Annotated in this window: 21 protein-coding genes and 1 other annotated feature; of the genes, 11 read left to right on the forward strand and 10 right to left on the reverse strand. The window is 34.5% G+C overall.

Annotation, left to right across the window (positions count from 1 at the left end; genetic code table 11):
* Positions 1 to 225 precede the first annotated feature (225 nt).
* Both ABE048_RS06855 and ABE048_RS06860 read left to right on the forward strand, forming a co-directional pair.
* Positions 226 to 552 (forward strand): PadR family transcriptional regulator, encoded by a 327-nt coding sequence (locus ABE048_RS06855; protein WP_430310134.1) that lies wholly within the window; start codon positions 226 to 228, stop codon positions 550 to 552.
* A gap of 5 nt (positions 553 to 557) precedes the next feature.
* Positions 558 to 1,397 carry a DUF1129 domain-containing protein gene (locus ABE048_RS06860; protein ID WP_430310136.1) on the forward strand — a complete coding sequence of 280 codons (840 nt, stop codon included), beginning with the start codon at positions 558 to 560 and terminating at the stop codon, positions 1,395 to 1,397.
* Between the two features lie 169 nt (positions 1,398 to 1,566).
* Here the strand turns inward: ABE048_RS06860 and ABE048_RS06865 are convergent, their stop codons facing one another.
* The 4 genes from ABE048_RS06865 to ABE048_RS06880 form a co-directional block, all read right to left on the reverse strand.
* Complete coding sequence (locus ABE048_RS06865) at positions 1,567 to 2,250, reverse strand: YdhK family protein (protein WP_430310137.1); 684 nt, start codon at positions 2,248 to 2,250, stop codon at positions 1,567 to 1,569.
* 159 nt (positions 2,251 to 2,409) lie between these two features.
* Positions 2,410 to 3,078 carry a reverse transcriptase-like protein gene (locus tag ABE048_RS06870; RefSeq protein WP_430310138.1) on the reverse strand — a complete coding sequence of 223 codons (669 nt, stop codon included), beginning with the start codon at positions 3,076 to 3,078 and terminating at the stop codon, positions 2,410 to 2,412.
* A 262-nt stretch (positions 3,079 to 3,340) separates the two neighbouring features.
* Positions 3,341 to 3,970: a class I SAM-dependent methyltransferase gene (locus ABE048_RS06875; RefSeq protein ID WP_430310139.1), complete on the reverse strand. Its 630-nt coding sequence runs from the start codon at positions 3,968 to 3,970 to the stop codon at positions 3,341 to 3,343.
* Positions 3,971 to 4,537: 567 nt separating this feature from the next.
* Positions 4,538 to 5,101 (reverse strand): S16 family serine protease, encoded by a 564-nt coding sequence (locus ABE048_RS06880; RefSeq protein ID WP_430310141.1) that lies wholly within the window; start codon positions 5,099 to 5,101, stop codon positions 4,538 to 4,540.
* Between the two features lie 537 nt (positions 5,102 to 5,638).
* Between ABE048_RS06880 and ABE048_RS06885 the strand changes: the two genes are divergently transcribed.
* Positions 5,639 to 6,097, forward strand: coding sequence for a YiaA/YiaB family inner membrane protein (locus tag ABE048_RS06885; protein ID WP_430310170.1), 459 nt, complete (start codon positions 5,639 to 5,641; stop codon positions 6,095 to 6,097).
* Positions 6,098 to 6,208: 111 nt separating this feature from the next.
* Complete coding sequence (locus tag ABE048_RS06890; protein WP_430310142.1) at positions 6,209 to 6,424, forward strand: hypothetical protein; 216 nt, start codon at positions 6,209 to 6,211, stop codon at positions 6,422 to 6,424.
* Between the two features lie 122 nt (positions 6,425 to 6,546).
* On the opposite strand, the gene ABE048_RS06895 is transcribed toward ABE048_RS06890, so the two are convergent.
* Entirely contained in the window at positions 6,547 to 7,818 is a 1,272-nt protein-coding gene (locus ABE048_RS06895) for an MFS transporter (protein ID WP_430310143.1), read from the reverse strand.
* A gap of 159 nt (positions 7,819 to 7,977) precedes the next feature.
* Complete coding sequence (locus ABE048_RS06900) at positions 7,978 to 8,505, reverse strand: gamma carbonic anhydrase (protein WP_430310144.1); 528 nt, start codon at positions 8,503 to 8,505, stop codon at positions 7,978 to 7,980.
* 124 nt (positions 8,506 to 8,629) lie between these two features.
* On the opposite strand from ABE048_RS06900, the gene ABE048_RS06905 reads away from it, so the two are divergent.
* From ABE048_RS06905 to ABE048_RS06915, 3 genes are all read left to right on the forward strand, one after another.
* Positions 8,630 to 9,430 (forward strand): alpha/beta hydrolase, encoded by an 801-nt coding sequence (locus tag ABE048_RS06905; protein ID WP_430310145.1) that lies wholly within the window; start codon positions 8,630 to 8,632, stop codon positions 9,428 to 9,430.
* Positions 9,431 to 9,906: 476 nt separating this feature from the next.
* Positions 9,907 to 11,352 (forward strand): alanine/glycine:cation symporter family protein, encoded by a 1,446-nt coding sequence (locus ABE048_RS06910; RefSeq protein WP_430310146.1) that lies wholly within the window; start codon positions 9,907 to 9,909, stop codon positions 11,350 to 11,352.
* A gap of 360 nt (positions 11,353 to 11,712) precedes the next feature.
* A complete protein-coding gene (locus tag ABE048_RS06915) occupies positions 11,713 to 13,206 on the forward strand; it encodes an alanine/glycine:cation symporter family protein (protein WP_430310148.1) in 1,494 nt (497 codons plus the stop codon).
* Between the two features lie 28 nt (positions 13,207 to 13,234).
* Here the strand turns inward: ABE048_RS06915 and ABE048_RS06920 are convergent, their stop codons facing one another.
* The 4 genes from ABE048_RS06920 to ABE048_RS06935 form a co-directional block, all read right to left on the reverse strand.
* On the reverse strand, positions 13,235 to 13,777 hold the full coding sequence (locus ABE048_RS06920; RefSeq protein WP_430310150.1) for an isoprenylcysteine carboxyl methyltransferase family protein: 543 nt from the start codon (positions 13,775 to 13,777) through the stop codon (positions 13,235 to 13,237).
* Positions 13,765 to 14,835 (reverse strand): type III polyketide synthase, encoded by a 1,071-nt coding sequence (locus ABE048_RS06925; RefSeq protein WP_430310152.1) that lies wholly within the window; start codon positions 14,833 to 14,835, stop codon positions 13,765 to 13,767. The genes ABE048_RS06920 and ABE048_RS06925 overlap by 13 nt, the downstream gene beginning before the upstream one ends.
* 185 nt (positions 14,836 to 15,020) lie before the next feature.
* Positions 15,021 to 15,590 carry a class I SAM-dependent methyltransferase gene (locus tag ABE048_RS06930; protein WP_430310153.1) on the reverse strand — a complete coding sequence of 190 codons (570 nt, stop codon included), beginning with the start codon at positions 15,588 to 15,590 and terminating at the stop codon, positions 15,021 to 15,023.
* Positions 15,587 to 16,558: a TIGR01212 family radical SAM protein gene (locus ABE048_RS06935; protein WP_430310155.1), complete on the reverse strand. Its 972-nt coding sequence runs from the start codon at positions 16,556 to 16,558 to the stop codon at positions 15,587 to 15,589. The genes ABE048_RS06930 and ABE048_RS06935 overlap by 4 nt, the downstream gene beginning before the upstream one ends.
* A gap of 408 nt (positions 16,559 to 16,966) precedes the next feature.
* Between ABE048_RS06935 and ABE048_RS06940 the strand changes: the two genes are divergently transcribed.
* The 4 genes from ABE048_RS06940 (at position 16,967) to ABE048_RS06955 (ending at position 20,175) form a co-directional block, all read left to right on the forward strand.
* Positions 16,967 to 18,148, forward strand: a complete 1,182-nt coding sequence (locus ABE048_RS06940) for an MDR family MFS transporter (protein WP_430310156.1) — start codon at positions 16,967 to 16,969, stop codon at positions 18,146 to 18,148.
* Positions 18,149 to 18,465: 317 nt separating this feature from the next.
* Complete coding sequence (locus ABE048_RS06945) at positions 18,466 to 19,155, forward strand: CoA transferase subunit A (protein ID WP_430310158.1); 690 nt, start codon at positions 18,466 to 18,468, stop codon at positions 19,153 to 19,155.
* A 10-nt stretch (positions 19,156 to 19,165) separates the two neighbouring features.
* Positions 19,166 to 19,798, forward strand: a complete 633-nt coding sequence (locus tag ABE048_RS06950) for a 3-oxoacid CoA-transferase subunit B (RefSeq protein WP_430310159.1) — start codon at positions 19,166 to 19,168, stop codon at positions 19,796 to 19,798.
* Positions 19,799 to 19,917: 119 nt separating this feature from the next.
* Complete coding sequence (locus ABE048_RS06955; RefSeq protein ID WP_430310160.1) at positions 19,918 to 20,175, forward strand: hypothetical protein; 258 nt, start codon at positions 19,918 to 19,920, stop codon at positions 20,173 to 20,175.
* A gap of 122 nt (positions 20,176 to 20,297) precedes the next feature.
* Positions 20,298 to 20,510: a binding site (T-box leader), on the forward strand.
* The last annotated feature ends 79 nt before the right edge of the window (positions 20,511 to 20,589 follow it).

Below are 20,589 nucleotides of genomic sequence, written 5' to 3' on the forward strand. Positions count from 1 at the left end.
AAAAGTTTGATAAAAATTTCAATAGTAATAGAGTGAAACTACGTTATTCAAACTTCCTTTTATATTCTCATCAATCTTTTTATCCAAAATAACGTTTAGCATGCTTTGATTAACTTTATCTTGAGCCAGTATATAGCTATATCTAACTAGTATGTTTTACAAACTAGTGAATGTATGATACATTATTTCCAACTAGTATGTATTACAACATAGTGAGGTGAGTTAATGAAGGAGACACAATTATTAAAAGGTGTACTTGAAGGTTGTGTTTTATCCATTATTAAACAACAACCAGTATACGGATATGAACTTGTACAAATGATGCGCAATTATGGGTTTACAACCATAGTAGGTGGAACGATTTATCCTCTAATGCAAAAGTTAGAAAAACAAGGGCTAATTAAAACTAAGGAGCTCGCTTCACCAGATGGACCGAATCGAAAATACTTCTTTATTACGCCTGATGGAGAACAACAATTAGAAGGTTTTAGAGAACAATGGAGTTCGTTGATTGTAAAAGTGAATCGGATTATGGGAAAGAACGGAGAGTGAATGGGTTGAAAAATGACGTAGCCAAACAATTAGTGGAACAAAATAATAAGTATAGAGAACAGCTATCACCAGATAATAAAGAGTATTACGAAAATATTCTACTATATATGCGAACATTCGGAATTTTCTATGATGAATTAGAAACAGAACGACAATTAATGACGATATTACAAGATATTTTAGAAGCGCAAAAGCATGATGAATCGGCAGAAGAGTATTTCGGTAAAAATCCGAAAGAAGTTGTTGATCAACTGACAAAGCAATTTGATAAACCTTCATGGAAATCGATTTTTAAAATAAGTAGTTGGATATTTTTAATCAGTACGTTTTATACCATCGTCGGTAGTTTTACAGCACCAACATTACAGGTAAATGTATTTGTTATATTGTTGAATGGGATTTTTTCAGTTGCATTGGTTTATGGCATCTTTAAATTGTTACACCTAAGTGTTTATATAAAAATAAAATTACCTAAAATAATTAATTTCTTCATAATATGGATATTGGCAATGATTCCATTTGGATTATTTGTCCTTATTCAACTTTTTACACCGAAACAAGGAATTGTAGAAATTACTGCCCCATTTGATTGGATTGCCATTCTTGCTATTTTAATCATGGCAGTTGTTTATGTAATATTTAAAAAGAAACGTGAATTTTATGGAGGTCTTGTTTTTGTAATTACATTAGGAATTTTTGGTTTATTATTAAGGATTCCTCAAACGAAGGAGTTTTTCCAAGATGGTAAAAGCCAAACTTTTGTTGTTCTTGGCATTATTTTACCCATTACTCTCTTTGTACTATTCGAATGGTTACTACTTAGAAAAATGAAAGAGGAAAATTAGTGGATCAATTTCATAAATCCAATTTCATTTTTTAAATAAGAACATTTCAACTAGCATTTCAATATCCTTATTTAGATGTTCCGCTACAGACTGAAAATTCATGAAATAAAAAACCTACATTTGACTTTTACATCAAAATGTAGGTTTTTTTATAATTATTAAAATACTTTTACTTCACTGGTGATAATTCACTTTCGATTAACCATTTATAATTTTTAACTTCAGATCCACCATTAGTTGGCGTATAGTTCACCATATACACTGTTGTTTTCTTACCTGAATCGATAGTCGCCATGGATCCCTTCATACCTGGTAAATGGTCTGCTTCAAGAGTTACTTTTGCTCCTGGTTGAAGTGTTTTATTATCAGCACTTCGAATCTCTTCCTGAATTACCCATTTATGATTTTTTACAACTGCACCACCTGCTGACGGTGTGTATGTTACTGCATAGGCAACTGTATCATAGGCACCAACAATAGTAGCCTTTGCCCCATTCATGCCCTCAACGTGGTTTGCATTGATGGTTACCTGACTACCAACAGGATGCTTAGGATTCACCGCTTTTTTCACGCCAGTCGGAACGATACCTGTTGTCGATTGATTCATATCGGTATGATCATTTGTAAGTGTATGATCTGGTGTGGTTGGCGCTGGTACGGCTGGTGTGGCTGGTGTGGTTGGCGCTGGTGTTGTATTTGGATACGTAGTATTGTCATGCGTCTTCAAATTATCATCAGGGGCTACGTTTACATTCCTGTTTACTTCGTTCTTACTTGTGGGAGTGGTACCACAAGCAGATAAAGCCAATACTGCAACAAAAGATAGGACTACCATTAATACATTCTTCTTCATGCTATTCCTCCATACATTCAGCTTTTTTTAACCTTACACTAAAATTATTCCCAACCACTCGAATATTAAACAAAGGTCAATTAAGTCAAATGAAAAATTTTTATCGCATGATTTTTAAGAGTAATTAGCATGTTTACTGTATAAAATAATTGATATCCGTCAATCGTTTTCAAGAATCAATTCTACTTGTGCAATAATTTCTATTCCATGTATTGCTTGTGTCGCAAGTCTGTCTGCTTCACCATTCAATTTTCGTGATACATGTTCATACTCTGGTTGAATACCTAATTGTTTCAACTTGTCATCAATACGGTCAGCCCACTTTGCTAACTCAGGTTCGAGCACTGCCCATTCACCATTCATCTGACTAATTACTACTTGAGAATCTCCGATAAACCTGATTGGCATCGTTTTTACATTTAAGAGTTCGAGTTCTACAATACTTAAATGAAGTGCAGCATATTCTGATTCATTATTTGAATCTAGTCCAACGGTTTGCGCATTTTTTCGAACACGATACGGCTTCCCATTCTTTTCAAAGTAAATAACACATCCTAATCCTGCGATGCCTGTCCCTATATCAAAACCACCATCAAAATAAACGGTAATATTATGAGGTTCTCCTTCGACTTCTTTTAAATACTTTTTCATTTCTTTGATGGTCCAAGTGCTATCAAACTGATCGATAAAAGTAATTCTCTTCACACGGCCCGTTTTTTCCAAATCTTGAGCAATCTTCAGTCCTTGTTCTGCTGGTATTTCGTCTGAACGAAATACGGTTTCAGTTCCTTTTGGTGTCCTGTATACCCATTCAATAATAATTTTCATTACAGGTTCTCCTTCTTATATAAATTGAATTTTATTCTTTTTATTTTCCCCATTGTGTTCAATAAATATGAAAAAAATCGATACAATTATTAAAAACAAGGCTTTGTTTAACCATACTATTTTTATCAACAGTTTCACTACAGACGGATGCTTTCCTCAGTAATCGTCGCCTTTAGCTCAAGTAATATCATAAAAATAAAGCTAACATCAAAAAACTGTAAATAAACTTTTACTTTAAGTTTACCTACAGTCTTTTTTAACTTTACTGCCCCGTAATAATAAAAACACCACCGCAATGTGATATCGGATGAAACTCACATTGACAGAATTCTCTTAATAAAGGATGAAGTTCTTCTTTAACAAAATAATATTCTTCTTCGTCCCAATAATTAATACTTTCTTCTCTACAAGTTTCGAGTTGTTCTCTTGTCTCGAAGGCAATATCACCAATTATAATTTTCCCACCATCTTCTAACAGAAATAATAAATTCCTAATAAAAGAAATTTTCTCTTTATCAGACAAGTGGTGAAGTGTATATGTGCTAATGATAAACTCAAATTTAGTGTTTTTTAAAGAATTAGGAAATCCCTTCGAAATATCCCATTCCATTAAACGTGCAGTTGGCATTTTAGATTGTGCAATTTTAATCATCTCCGAAGAAAAATCTAGACCATCTATAATATGTCCCTCTTCATAGAGCTTACTCGTTAGAATTGCTGTACCAAATCCTATATCCAAGACTTTGGATTGTTTCTTTTGCATAATTTCATTGAAAATAGTATTTAATATCGTTTTATATCCTGCAAATGGATAGTGATTATTTTCTTCACTCAATTGTACAGTTTGATCATAATCATTTGCCCACAAATTAAAACCTTGTTTATTTAACATTTATGCTCCTCCTATTATTCAAGCGAATAATTGAGCACATTTTATTATTCGCTAAGTTTTCCCTTTAAAATTGTGTTCTCTTTCAAATCGATAAAGTTTTTCATAATTATTCCTCCTTACATAATAATTAGAATATTACCATAATTTTGTATATTTTAAAACTATTTATTAATACTAATTTTCATAGAAAAAACCTCTTCCTTATGAAGAGGTAAAATGATTTAATTTAATTGAATCATTTTCATAAATACTTTTCTAGCAAAAAAACATGAATGTTATCTAAAAATACAATCCAATAATTCGGATTATATTTAAAATATATCATTTGCTTAATATGCCGCTTCAGATGGCGCTTTCCGCGGGCGAGCGGTAAGCCTCCTCGTCCGCTTACGCTACCTGCGGGGTCTCACCTGTCTCGCTTTCCCGCAGGAGTCGCCATCTTCCGCTTTATAGACAATGTTCTAATAGATATGGCAAATAACAATAGCCCATTTAATGTTCGTGTTTTAGATCAAATCTTTAAATTATGAAATTGATTCTAACAAATAAGAATTAGCAAAATACTTTTTATTTATTTTTATTATTAATTTTTTTAACCACTTTAATGGCTTCATCAATATTTGCTACATTAAAAATTTGAATATTTGTATGGATCTCTTTTTGAATTTTAGCTGCTTCCTTTGCGTTTTCACTTGGAACAATCATAAATGGAATACCTGACAGACTAGCAATTTGAATTTTCTCTTTTAAGACGCCAATCGATAATACATCGCCTTTTTTGTCAATACCTCCAGTTACAGCAATTGGTAGCGTATTTTGCAAATTGTCTTTTATTATGATTTCTGATAATACTAGTGCTAACCCTGCGCTATGTATATGATTTCTATTTAGAAACGCATCAATTCTTTTATCTTTAATTTCTAAATTATGTCTTACGCTTTCTTTCATTTGTTCTGCATCATTCTTTTTTAGATGAAACCAATCTAATAATTGGCGATTTTTAGATTCATAACGTAGTTGATTTGTTATTTCAACTATATTAAGCGCATTAATATGTTGCTTGTCTAAAAGTTTTGTAACTGCTAATTTGTTTTCCATAAATTCAAAATTTATTTGATTTACCCCTAACAAATAGATATTTGAACCTTCAACAATTTGTTCAGGTGACTGATAAAGAAGAGCTGTGTGTGAAGTTGAATCATATAATATAAGGGGAAGTTCATAACAAAATAAAAGAAATGTTATACAAAAAATAAGATCGATTTTTCGTTTGAATTGACTTTTTCTTTTGATTAGACGTGTTACTACTATACAAATTAAGACGAAAAATAACATAAAAATGAAAGTGAAACCACTGATTTTATCTTTAAGATATAACAGTAAGATTAAAAGATAAAACGTAATAGGCAAAAGACAAATTAAAAGGAAAGGCAAGATTTTCTTGAAAATTATTATCCACTCCTTATTTTCTCCATAGCTTAATCTTGAATTCTTTTTAATGTATTGACTTTTAAGTGTAAAATTCAATAGCTATAGAATAAGTTTTCAATTAAAATAGTAATATTATGGTATCTATTACTATATTAAGCTATTATGTTGATTAGTAGAAGTTTAAGTGTTAATCTAAAATAAATCGGCAATTATTCTAAAATGAAAGGATAGGTATCCCTGAAATCAAATGAATTTTTCTTTTTAACGTGGGTAGCCTTTATAACGGGATTTGCTTTTGTTCTAATTGCTATTTGGAACACAGATTGGATGCTTGTTGAACGTGGATATTACACGATTGTGTTAGGTTGGATTACTTTCTCTTCATTTTCTCTTGTGAAAACAATACGAGATAAACAAGAGAATATAAAGGTTTCAAAAGAGTATTTAGGTCTTTGTTGGATATCGTCGATTGCATCTTTTGGAATAGGTATGATTAGTATTTGGAATACTGAGTGGCCATTAGTTGAAAAGGGCTATTATTGGCTGGGGATTATTTTCGTAATGTATACGTCATTCGCCCTGTCAAAGGAAATTCGCGATAGACAAAATTTTACTGATAGACACAATGAAAGAAATCAATTCGGTGACGAGTTTCAAGATATACAAGAAAATTTCTCTGAGTCTAAGGCTGACTAAAAATCTCGACATAAAAAAGGAATTGAGCAATTGAGCTCAGTTCCTTTTTAATATGCCTAACTTCTAAAAAAACAGATTAGTTTCATGGAGGATAAGGGAGCTTCGGCTCGAGTGAAGCAAAAGAGAGCCCGAGTGAAGCAAAAGAGAGCTCGAGTGAAGCAAAAGGAAGCTCGAGTAAAGCGAAAAGGAGCTCGAGTGAAGCAAAAGGAAGCTCGAGTGAAGCGAAAGAGAGCTCGAGTGAAGCAAAAAGGGAGCTCGAGTGAAGCAAAAGGGAGCTCGAGTGAAGCAAAAGTGAGCCCGAGTGAAGCAAAAAGTGAGTTCCCGTAAGTAAAAACCTCTCAAAAACAATTAAATTATAAGATTATAAACAACAATTGAAGGAAAATACCAATTTCCCCTCCAAAAACCACTCAGGTATTTAAAATTCTTAGATACTTTCCCTAAATGATTTAAGGCATAATAACATCATCCTTAGGATTATGCTTTTTCAATAAAATAACGAATAAGCTACCCAATGCACAAAATGCCCCTGACAGCATAAATGCCCATGTGTAAGAATCGAAAATATTATAGATCAAGCCACCGCCGTAAGCAGCTACTGCTGCACCAACCTGATGGAACGCAACCATCCAACCATACATCATGGCACTTTTCTTCATACCAAACTCTCTTCTAGCTAGACCTATTGTTGGAGGAACCGTCGCAATCCAATCGAGCCCATAAAAAATGGAGAATATGATAAGTAAAGTAATAGAATTGTTATTTAATGCAATTGGCAAAAATAATAATGATAGTCCACGAAGTCCGTAATAGAAAAATAATAACCATCGATTATCAATTTTATCACTTAGCCAACCAGATAAGGTTGTACCAATTAAATCGAAAATCCCCATAAAACTAAGCATGGATGCTGCGAGTACCATTGGAATACCAAAACTCATACAATAACCAACAAAGTGAGTTCCGATTAATCCTGTAGTAGACAGTCCACATATAAAAAAGCTACCAGCTAAAAGCCAAAAAGCTTTACTTTTACTACCTTCCATTAATGAATCCCAAACGATTTTAAATGGATTTTCTGTTGATTTTTCATCTGAATGTGCAATAGAATTCTCATCTACTGTCATTCCAAGAGCAATTGTGCCCACTTGTTCTGGCCAATCTTTCATAAATAATAATATGAAAATAAGCATTACTATACTTAAACAAAAGATTAATCCAATTGCATGATGCCAACTATAGGTTTCTATTAAACTAGCAAGTACTGGTAGTAAAATAAGCTGTCCAGTAGCAGTTGCCGCAGTTAAAATACCTACAGCCAATCCACGATGTTTCACAAACCATCGATTTCCAATTTGTGTACTTAATACTGTCAAAAATAAACCGGAACCAATCCCAATCATGACACCCCAAATCAATACGAGCTGCCACTCTTGATTCATGATAAAGGTTAAGACTAACCCGAGTGATAAAAGTGTCATCGAAGCAAGCATGACATTCTTTAATCCGAATCTTTCGACAAATGCAGCCATAAATGGGCCCGAAAATCCATATAAGAATAAACCTACAGCAAAAGCAAACGAAATAGCAGGTCGGCTCCAACCAAACTCAGTTTCAAAGGGTTGTATAAAAACACCAGAAGATGAGCGGATAATTCCTGCAACGATAATTGAAAAGAATGTTATAACTAAAATAATCCAACTATAATGAATCTTTTTCATATAAACATCTCCGTTTTATAAAGTTCATATTATGTATGCTAGTAAGCGCTGAAAAAATTCAATTCAAATTGTGGTGAAAAAAGGCCCGGAATTTGTCTATTCCGAACCCTGATTTTACATAACTAGTTTTCACTTTTACCAAACCCGATTATTAGAAAATTATCGAGGTAATGGACTCTTTTGAACGGATTTATAAAATTGACCTTTTTCATAATATTCATTAATGATACGGTCCATATCTTTTTTATCTTCTTCAGTTAGTTCTCGAACCACTTTCGCAGGACGTCCAAATGCAAGCGTGTTTGGTGGGATTATCTTTCCTTGTGTAACAAGACTTCCTGCACCAATAAATGCTCCTTCACCAATTTCAGCACCATCTAAAACGATAGAAGCCATTCCAATTAGTGCACCTTTTTTTATATGACAGCTATGAAGAGTAACTTGATGACCGACAGTTACTTCATCTTCTAAAATAAGTGGGGCATCTGGACTTTGGTGTAAACAACATAAATCTTGCACATTCACTTTTCGACCGATAATTGTTGGTGAAACATCACCTCGAATAACGGTATTATAAAATATAGACGAATCTGGACCTATTGTCACATCACCAGTAATAACTACGTTATCACCAATAAAAACAGATGGGTCAATAGATGGTTTTTTATCTTTAAATGGATAAATCATCGAAAATACCCCTCATTTCAAGCTAAGATTGTAATATTATCGTAACAAACTAATACGTTAATTGGAACAGAAATAAATTTATTGCGTTAAAATAGGGATAGGAAATTATGAGGAGAGAAGTAATATGTGGAAATGGGAAGCAGAAGGTCAAGCTAAAGGAGTTGCGGTTTTTATACATAGTGCATATGAGCATCATCGTCGTTATGCTTGGTTAATCGAAAAATTAAGAATGTCAGGAATGCACGTAATTTCCGGTGATTTACCTGGACATGGTGAAGAAAGCAGACGTAAAAAGGCGCATGATGAAAATTTCAGAGATTATGGAAAATTTATTCGCCAAATGATGCAAGTAGCTTTAAACTATAATTTGCCAATATTCATTATTGGGCATGGACTTGGCGCAACTCTTGCAATTCAAATCGAACATAAATATAAATTCGAATGTGCGGGTATGATCCTAACATCTCCATGGATACATTTAACACACCAGCCTTCAAAATTATCCAGTGCACTGACTGGATTAAGTAAATTGACTGGTAATATGAAAATTCATCACGATATCACAATAAAACAGCTAACACGCAGTTATGAGTTTTACAAAGAAGAAAAGGATGATCTTTACTATAATGCTGTTATGACAGTAAGTTGGTTTAGAGAGCTTCATCAATTTATGAAGGCTGTTTCTACAATGCAAGAGGGATTTCCAGATATCCCTATACTGTTAATGAATGGTGGAAGTGATAAAATCGTCTCTCCTGCTCATAGCAAAAAATGGCTCATACAACAAAACATATCGGAAATGCAATACAAAGACTGGAAGGTATGTTATCACGATTTATATCAAGAGCCAGAGCGCGAGGATATTTATCAATATATGGAATCATTTATCTTTAATGCATTACGAAATATTGGATATATTATTTAGAAAATAGAACTGGTCACCATGGGTAATTATTTGCTTATGATGGCCATTTTTTTTATCTAACCGTTAGTATTAAATGAATAAAAATACTATTTTTGTTGATTTTATTAATTGTTTCTCAGTCATAATATGTCATTAAGTTGATAGTTGTTAGACCTCAATGTATTGCTACCAGTGTACAAAAAAACAAAATGTGAACGAAAATAATCGTAAAAATAAAATCATGCCTATTTTAAGCCGTTTCAATAATGAATTAAATGATGAAAAATGTCACAATGTCCTTGTGGAAAATACATATTGTGACGATTTTTTGTCAAAATGAATTGTAAACGGTTACAACAGGTGCATAATATAAAAGGTTTATTTTAAAATAAATAACAGTGTAATATAATAAAAAAATAATATTTTAATAGAATTTTTAAACTCTTTTGAATTTTTTATTTTATGTTTTGAAATTCAACATGATGGGAGACAACAAGATGAAAACCTTTATTGATGGTCTTTACAATATTTTATGGGGCCCATGGATGATATACGGTATCTTGATAGTGGGTCTGATTTTCACGATCTTAACGAAGGGTGTACAAGTCAGATTTTTAAAAGATATGTTCGGTCAAATTTTCCACGGTAAAAAATCAGAGGCGGGTGTTTCTTCATTCCAAGCTATGACGATGGCATTATCTGGTCGTATTGGTACAGGGAATATCGCCGGTACAGCAACAGCAATTGCGTTTGGCGGACCAGGTGCTGTGTTCTGGATGTGGGTGACTGCTTTCATTGGTGCAGCTACAGCATATGTTGAGTCAACACTTGCTCAAATATATAAAGAAAAAAAGAATGGTGAGTATCGAGGTGGTCCTGCTTATTATATTCACCATTTTACAGGTAAAAAATGGTTAGGTATGATTTTTGCTATTGCAGCATTAATCGCAATGTCAATTCTTCAACCAACTGTACAAGCTAATGCAATTGCCGATGCGATGAATACTGCATTCCATATTCCACATTGGGTATCAGGGTTAGTTGTTTGTCTTATTCTGGGTACAATTGTTGTAGGTGGAGTTAAGCGTATTGCGAACGCAGCATCTGTTATCGTACCATTTATGGCAATAAGCTATATCTTAGTTGCTGCCATTATCATTATTATGAATATCGATCAAGTGCCAGCAGTATTTGGGTTAATTTTCCGAAGTGCATTTGGTGCTGAGAAAATATTTAGTGGTATTCTTGGTGCAGCGATTGCATGGGGGGTTAAACGTGGTATTTATGCTAACGAAGCTGGTCAAGGAACAGGTCCTCATTCAGCAGCAGCTGCTGAAGTATCTCATCCGGTAAAACAAGGTTTAGTACAAGCAGCTTCTGTGTACTTGGATACATTCCTAGTTTGTACAGCAACAGCATTCATGATTTTATTTACGGGTATGTATAATGTACAACTTGATAATGGTACCGGTAAATTTATCGTCGAAAATATTCCAGGAATTGATGCAGGTACAGCTTATACTCAAGCAGCTGTAGATGCAGCATTCCCAATCGGTGGATTTGGAGCAGCCTTTGTAGCCATTGCATTATTTTTCTTTGCTTTCACTACAACCATGGCTTACTACTATATTGCAGAAACAAATGTAGCATTCCTATTTGATGGTAAGAAACAAAAACTAGCGATTCGAGCAGTACAAGTATTAATTATATTAGCAACATACTTCGGTGCAGTAAGAACATCTGAATCAGCATGGACACTTGGTGATATAGGTCTTGGAATTATGGTATGGGTAAATATCATTTCACTGATTTTCTTAGTAAAACCGACGCTTATTGCGCTCAAGGACTATGAACAGCAGAAAAAAGCTGGCAAAGAACCAGAGTTTGATCCTGTGAAACTAGGAATTAAAAATGCTACTTTTTGGGAAGAAAGAATTAAATAATAATATTTCTTACTCTATCAATTTTTATCGTTTTTTCTTGATATGTCTTAAGATTATATTTTGTGAACAGTTAGAAAAGAAGTTAGTAGTAACTTCAAGATTCTTGCTAAAAAACGAATAAGAAAGGCCCCGGACATAGCTTTGCTGTAGAAGGGGCTTTTTTGGTTCGCGGAAAGGGAGAGGTTTCTCCTATCCCAATTCACAAATGGATTCTTTAGAAAATAGCTTTTCATTCAGACGAATACCCATCAATCAACTTCTAAAAATTTCTAAAAATATTATATTTTTAATATTATTATTGAAATAAATTACAATTTAGAATATATTGAATTATGAAACAATTCAGAAAAGGGGTATTATATGGAGAAAATTGTCACGTTTATAAATGAAATTCTATGGGGTCCGTGGATGATTTATGGTATTTTACTAGTTGGATTATTCTTCTCGATTATCATGAAATTTCCACAAGTACGATTTATAAAAGACATGGTTGTACTAATGTTTAAAGGGGAAAAATCTGAAAAGGGGATTTCATCTTTCCAGGCTTTATCGATTGCTTTATCTGGTCGTGTAGGGACTGGTAATATTGCTGGAACTGCAACAGCAATCGCGTTTGGTGGACCTGGAGCAGTATTTTGGATGTGGGCAATTGCATTTATCGGATCTGCTACAGCCTATATCGAATCAACTTTAGGACAAATTTATAAAGAAGAACATGATGACCAATATCGTGGAGGTCCAGCTTACTACTTGGAGAAAGGTACTGGTAAGAAATGGGCAGGCATAGTATTTGCAGTAGCAGCTTTAATCGCTATGGCAGCTTTAATGCCAGGGATACAATCAAATGCCATTTCAGATGCTGTGCATAATGCATTCGGTATTACACCATGGATTACGGGATTAGTTGTTACAGCTCTTTTAGCAGTTATTATTATTGGTGGTGTTAAATCGATTGCAACCGTAGCACAATATGTTGTACCGTTTATGGCAATTTTTTATATGCTTATGGCATTTATTATTATTTTTATGAATATCAGTGAAGTACCACATGTAATCAAACTAATTTTTGAAAATGCATTTGCATTAGATTCTACTTTTGGTGGAATGATTGGTGCAGCGATTGCATGGGGTGTTAAACGTGGTGTCTATTCTAACGAAGCTGGACAAGGAACAGGTGCACATGCTGCATCTGCTGCAGAAGTTTCGCATCCAGCTAAACAAGGGCTTGTACAAGCAGCATCAGTTTATATCGATACGTTATTAGTTTGTTCTGCTACTGCATTTATGGTTTTATTCTCAGGGACATATAATGTATTCGATGAAGCGAAAGAAAAATTCGTGTTTTTAGGTAAGTTTGGTTCAGGTACTGTTGCAGAACAAGTATCTGCGGGGTCTGCATATACGCAATTCGCAGTTGACCATGCATTCCCAGGCTTTGGTTCTGGCTTTGTAGCGGTTGCCTTATTCTTCTTTGCATTTACAACAATCATGGCTTATTACTATATTGCAGAAACAAATATTGCATATTTGTTTAAAGGACGATCACAAGTTGTAGCTACATGGATTACTAGAATCATATTCTTAGGGGCAAACTTCTATGGATCTTATAAAGCATCCACTTTTGCATGGGCGCTAGGTGATGTAGGCTTAGGTTTGATGGTATGGGTTAACGTAATAGGTATTCTTGTTATTATGAAACCTGCATTATTAGCTCTGAAAGATTACGAGAAACAGAAAAAAGAAGGCAAGGATCCTGTCTTCAATCCAGAACAACTAGGAATTAAAAACGCAGATTTCTGGGTGGAATATAATAAGAATAATCACGATGAAAAGAAAAAACTAGGGGCATCTTAATGCTCCTAGTTTTTTCAATATGCATCTATTAATGCTCTAATCTCTCACTGTTTTTAAATATACTTTTTAATGCAGCTTCTTCAGCAGGAATTCGAATAAGCATCATAACCATATTCAAAATCGTAAACAAAGCAGCTGTTAAATTAGCCTGGAAAATTAACGGTATGATAGCAATCTCTAAAGCTACAATCAAATAGTTTGGGTGTGGTAACCATTTATATGGCCCCTTCTTTACTAAATTTGCATTCGGCAGTACTATGATTTTCGTATTCCAAAAATGCCCCAATGACTTAATAGCCCAGACACGACCTATTTGTAATATCAAAAAGAAACCGAGTAACCATATCCATATTGGACTGAGTGCAAAGCCTTTTATTAAATTTTCAATCAGTAAACTAAACAAAAATGATACATGTAGTAATACGATAAAGGGATAATGCGATTGACCAAATTCAATTGCACCGCGTTCTTTCATATAATGTTCATTAGCTCTAGCAATACGTAACTCTACAATTCTTTGAAGACAAATGATTGCAAAAACAATGATAAATAAAATGTTTAGCCCTCCCACTCTAGTAAAACTAATTCACCGCTAAATCCAGGACCTAATGAGGCCATGATTCCTAGTTCGCCACTTTCTGGTTTTTGTTGCATAACATGCTTTAAAACATAAAGCACTGTTGGTGAGGACATATTGCCATGCTGTTGTAGAATGAAAGAACTTGGTGCAAGTAATTCTTTTGAAAGCCCCAAAGCTGTTTCGTAGGCGGCAAGCACTTTTTTTCCTCCAGGATGAGCAATAAATCGGTTGATATTTGTTATTGATTGTTCATTTTTTTGAAGAAAACTTTTTAAAAATGGAGTAAACCATTTTTCAATAATGCTAGGAATACTTTTAGAGAAAATGACGTGAAGGCCGTTATCTTCAATACGCCATCCCATCACATCCTCTGAATTTGGTAGTAGTCTGGAAGCTGTTGCTTTTATAGAGGGTAACGCGTTCCTACTGGATAACTTCACTTGGTCACCACTTACCAAAACACAAGCGACCCCATCTCCAAATAGTGAAGTACCGATAAAGTTACTTTTGTTCATATCTCCTGGTTGAAAGGTAAGACTACATAATTCAAGACAGATAATTAATACTAAAGCTTCTGGATGTGCTAAACAATAATCATTTGCTCTACTAATTCCTGCTGCACCGCCACCACAACCAAGGCCCCATATAGGAATGCGCACGACATCCTCTGAAAATGATAGCTGGTTCATTAACCGTGCCTCAATACTTGGAGTTGAAATACCTGTTGTAGAAACAAATATTATCGCATCAATATCTGTAATCTCTACATCAGAAACTTCTGCCAAACAATCTTGAATGACTCGAACACCATACTCTGTTGCCAATTCAATATATAAATCATTTCTTTCAGAAAAGGAATGATCTTCTTTGTACCATTCAATAGGCATGGCCAACTGTCTATTTAGAATCTCGCCATTCTTAAAAACTTTTAAATATCGTTCAAGTCTCGCCATTTTCCCATTGAAAAGTTGATGAATAAATTCTTCAGCTTGATCCTGAGGAACTTGATGAGAGGGGGAATATGTACTAACTGCATGTATCTTTGGCATAGATTTTTAAGCCCCTTTTTAAATATGATGTTATTAGTCTATACATCTATGTTTAATAATATTCCGGGAAAAGTAGAGTTTGAGGTTCATTCTTTCAATGGTGAATAGTGATATAAACGAAAACAATGCATAAAAAAGGCACCTTAAATGAATGATTTAAGGTACCTAGAAAGCTAAAGTTTATGTTATAGTTCCTTCATTTTTTCAAGTGCAATGATAAATGGAGGGTCATTTTTTTGATTGATAAATTCATATCTCAATACATGTACTTTTTTCTGTGGTAAATTGCTGACATATTCAATTACTTGATTACGCTCTTCTTTACCGCCTTCGTGTCCATAGTAGACTACTAATACAATCATGCCACCTACTTTTACTAAACCCAATAAACTTTCAATCGCTTTTAAGGTTGTATTAGGCTTTGTAATAATATCGTGTTCACTACCTGGTAAATAGCCTAAATTGAAAATAGCAGCACTAATTCGTTCATTAATATAGTGGGCAACGTTTTCGTGACCGTCTAAAATGACGGATACACGTTCGGATAAACCTTCTTCATGTAAACGATTCTTTGTAGAATTTACTGCTTGCTGTTGTACGTCAAATGCATACACATGGCCCTTTTCACCAACTAGTTGAGCAAGAAAAACAGTATCATAGCCGTTACCAGCAGTTGCATCTACGACAACATCACCTTCTTCTACCGTTTGTCGCAGAAGAAATTGTGCGTATTGTAAGACACGTTGTAATTTCATTTTGTCTCAGCTTCTTCCGGTTTGTAGAATTTTCCTTGCCAGCTTCCGCGACGTTTCAACTCAGCATCAATACCATTTAGTACTTCCCATTTATTGACTGACCACATTGGACCAATCATTAAGTCAATTGGTCCATCACCTGTAATACGTTGTACGACCATGTCAGGAGGGATTACTTCTAATTGATCAGCTACTAAATTGATATAGGCATCTTTATCCATAAATTCAAGCATACCTTTTTCATACTGTTTAACAAGTGGAGTACCTTTCAATAAATGAAGTAAATGGATTTTGATTGCTTGCACATCAAGTTTTGCTACTTCTCGAGCTGTTTCCATCATCATAGCGTAGTCTTCAAGAGGTAAGCCGTTGATAATATGAGTGCATACACGAATGCCATGTTTGCGTAGTTTTTCTACACCTTCTACATAAGTTGCATAGTCATGTGCTCGGTTAATCAAATTAGCTGTACGCTCATGAACCGTTTGTAATCCAAGTTCAACCCATAAATACGTACGTTCATTTAACTCGGCCAAATATTCAACAACATCATCTGGCAAACAGTCAGGGCGAGTTGCAATACTTAAACCCATAACACCCTCACAAGCAAGAGCTGCTTCAAATTTTTCTTTTAAAACAGGGAGAGGAGCATGTGTATTTGTATAAGCTTGGAAGTAGGCCATTGTTTTGCCGTCTTTCCATTTATGCTGCATTTTTTCTTTAATAATATCGAATTGAACAGGAATTGGGTCTACACGGTCTCCGGCAAAATCTCCAGATCCTGCTGCACTACAGAAAGTGCAACCACCAAAAGCAACTGTACCATCACGGTTTGGACAATCAAAGCCTGCATCTAAGGCAACTTTATAAACTTTACAACCAAATTCATCTCGTAAAAAGCGATTCCATGTATAATAACGTTTCCCATCAGAAGGAAATGGGAATTCATTGGTTTTAATATCTGTCATAATTTCACTCCTCAACTTCCTATTCTATCACGGACTGGTAGAAGTCGACGAATACTTTGTCCCTTATTAATTAAAAGTCGAACTGTAGAGATTTTTGATAGATACTCCGATTGTCCGCGGCTAGAGTGGTTGTGGGGTTACATTGTAATTCCGCGAATAGATTAATCCACGCTCACGGCAGCTTTATACTCGATAAAATGAATTGTAACCACGCTGATGACTATTTAAGTCGCCAAATTCAGATTATGAAAAATCTCCGTGAAGCTTTGAGATGAAAAAAGTATTTTGATTGATTTTTCACAGTATTTGTTAATAAAAGAAAGTTAAATTTAACGAAATATGGTTGTAACTTTAACAAAAGGTTGTTACTATTGCTTAGATATACGAAATAAAAATGGAGGACTAACAATGCCTAAAAGTGTATGGTTGTTAATTATTGGGATGCTTGTCAATACGGTAGGCAACTCTTTTTTATGGCCATTAAATACAATTTATATGCACGATCACCTTGGACAATCGCTTTCAATGGCTGGCCTTGTTCTTATGGGAAACGCTGCTGCCGGTGTAGTTGGAAATCTATTAGGTGGCTATGTATTTGATAAATTTGGTGGTTATAAATCTATTATGATGGGAACGATTATTACCATCATTGGATTAATATGCCTAGTTATTTGGCATGATTGGCCACAATATGTTTGGTTTTTAACTTTAATTGGTTTCAGTGGAGGTATCGTCTTCCCGAGTATGTTCGCGATGGTCGGTACTGCTTGGCCAGAAGGCGGTCGAAAAGGATTTAATGCAATCTACCTTGCAACGAACTTAGGTGTGGCAATTGGTCCAGCACTTGCGGGAGTAGTAGCAAATAAAAGCTTTGATTATTTATTTATTGCGAATTTAATCATGTATGTGGTGTTTTTCTTTATTGCTTTATCATATAAAAAAATTTCAACAGAAAACGAAATTGCTCCAAGCTCTGTTATTAGTGAAAGTGGAAAAGTAAAGAATAGATCATCATTGTATGCATTAATTATTTTAGGAATCGGTTACCTAATAGGCTGGATGGTTTATACACAATGGACGACTACGATTTCATCATATACACAAGATCTTGGCATTTCGTTGAACCAATATAGTCTATTGTGGACTACAAATGGCTTATTAATTGTTTTGGGGCAACCACTTATCAGTCCAATTGTTAAGAAAATGGGCGAGTTTTATAAAGGGCAAATTTTTATTGGAGTTACGATTTTTATCATTTCATTCTATGTTGTTAGTTTTGCAAGTACATTTAAAATGTTCCTTGTAGCAATGATAATTTTAACTTTTGGTGAAATGTTTGTTTGGCCAATTGTACCAACAATTGCTAGCAAGCTAGCACCAAAAGGAAGAGATGGTTTTTACCAAGGGTTGATTAATAGTTTTAGTGCGATTGGTAAAATGCTTGGACCATTTATTGGTGGTGTTTTAGCGGATCAGTATGGGATGAAAATAACGTTTTATGTGTTGATTATAATATTAGCAATCTCATTGATTCCTTATATGTTGTATGATCGACCTATGAAACAAAAAGAACAAGAAAGAAATATATAATTTTTTTACTAAAGGAGCTAAAAGAGGCTCCTTTTTTGTATGCATAAAGAGGATGTCCTTGCACTCCAGCAGAAAAACTAACTGCATAGCCCTCGCAATGATCGGCTTGCGAATGAGGAGGCTTGGCGGTTATTCAGTGGAAATGGAGGGGGAGGAAACTAAACAAATACGTTAGATGCTATAACATTATTTTTGACAATGTTGGAGCGAAAAGATCATGAATGTTTTATTGAAAAGGTATGTACTAAAAAGAATTTCGCTTAAATTTGCAAGAAAATTCTGTCTTTGAGAGAATAATAGAAAAGGGGAGTGATGGGATGAAAACAATATATCGTTCTGCAGATGAGGCAATAGCACAAGTTAAAGACGGAATGACCATTATGGTAGGTGGGTTTGGACTCGTGGGTATTCCTGAGCAACTTATTATTGCTCTCGCGAAGAGTGGAGTAAAGGATTTAACAGTCATCTCTAACAATTGTGGTATTGATGACTGGGGTCTTGGTTTACTATTAAAAAATAAACAGATTAAAAAAGTAATAGCTTCATATGTAGGCGAAAACAAAGAGTTTGAACGCCAAGTAATAGCAGGCGATTTAGAGGTCGAGCTGACTCCACAAGGAACGTTAGCAGAAAAAATACGTGCTGGTGGTGCAGGGATTCCTGCTTTTTATACACCTGCTGGAGTTGGTACATGGATTGCAGAAGGAAAGGAAATTCGCCTCTTTGGTGAAAAAGAATATTTACTAGAACAATCTCTGGTTGCTGATTTTGCTTTTATACGAGCTTATAAATCAGATCGGCTAGGGAATTTACAATATAACAAAACAGCACAAAACTTTAATCCAATTATGGCAACTGCTGCGAAAATAACTATAGCGGAAGTGGAAGAATTTGTTGAAATAGGAGAACTAGATCCGGGTTTTATTCATACGCCAAGTATTTATGTTCAAGGTATGCTTCAGGCAGAACAACAAAAACGCATTGAAAAAGTAACAACTCGATTATAGGGGGAAAAACATGAATATTCGTGAAAAGATTGCAATAAGGGCTTCAAAGGAAATAGCCGATGGAAATTACGTGAATCTGGGAATTGGTATGCCTACGCTTGTTGCTAATTATATAGAAGAAAAAAATGTTATTTTGCAATCTGAAAACGGGCTTCTTGGCATTGGTCCTTACCCTACTTCAGATCAAATTGATCCAGACTTAATCAATGCTGGAAAAGAAACCGTAACAACTGTACTTGGTGCGTCTTTTTTTAGCAGTGCAGATTCCTTTGCGATGATTCGTGGAGGACATATTGATGTAGCCATCTTAGGTGGTATGGAGGTTTCTGAAAAAGGAGATCTTGCTAATTGGATGATTCCAGGAAAGATGATCAAAGGTATGGGCGGCGCAATGGATCTAGTTCATGGTGCGAAAAAAGTGATTGTCATCATGGAACATAATGCAAAAGATGGATCTCCAAAGATTAAAAAGACTTGTGACTTACCGCTAACAGGAAAAAGAGTAGTTGATTTAATTATTACGGAAAAAGCAGTAATTGAAGTTACAGAGCAAGGACTCGTATTAAAAGAAGTGATGGATGGTTTTACTGTTGAGGATGTTTGCAAATTTACAGGAGTAGAGCTCAAAGTGGAAATTAATTAAGAAAGTAGGAGTTATCACTGAACAAGCAAATAAACAAATTGTTATTCGTCTTCCTATTTGTCCTATTAGTTTCAGCTTGTTCTAATTCAAGTACGGTTAACGAAATAAAAGTATCGGACTTGAACAACAAGATGACATCCAAAATTTTAAATCTAAAAGAAATCACAACCATTGAAAATGCTATACGTAATACTAAGAAACTAGATGGAATAGTCGATGTAGCGAATCCACAATATTCAATTCAATTAGGAGAAGAATCTTATTCATTTTGGTTTCAGGAAAAATCAGCTACGTTCATAAATGAGCAAAATACTGAAACCATGTATAAAATTGAAAATGCGAGTGAAATCATCAACATTATCCGTGCTACTGAATAACTATTTTGAATAAGTTATGTTCAACAGGAAAGTGTTCATTTACTAATTATCCACAAGAATTTCACAATTTTGCTAAATCTCTTGTCAATTTACGTAACTTCGATTAGAATAAAACTCAATATGATATGACTATGAATGGGAATAGTAGGTTTATCTTGATTTTGTAGAGAGCTAACGGTTGGTGTAAGTTAGTAAATCGGTAAATTGAACTCGCCCGGGAGTCACAATGGTGAAATGAATGATAGCCAAAGTCGTTTTCCGCGTTAAGGAATCAAGTTGAGTGCTTACACTAATTTGGGTGGTACCGCGGGAGAATTGATACTCTCGTCCCTTTTTCAAGGGACGAGAGTTTTTATATTTCACGGAATTCTTCATATTAGAAGCAAATTAACTAACTATCGTTATTTTACACAA

It is taken from the genome of Rummeliibacillus pycnus (assembly GCF_050459865.1).
In the GTDB taxonomy this organism is placed as follows: domain Bacteria; phylum Bacillota; class Bacilli; order Bacillales_A; family Planococcaceae; genus Rummeliibacillus; species Rummeliibacillus pycnus_B.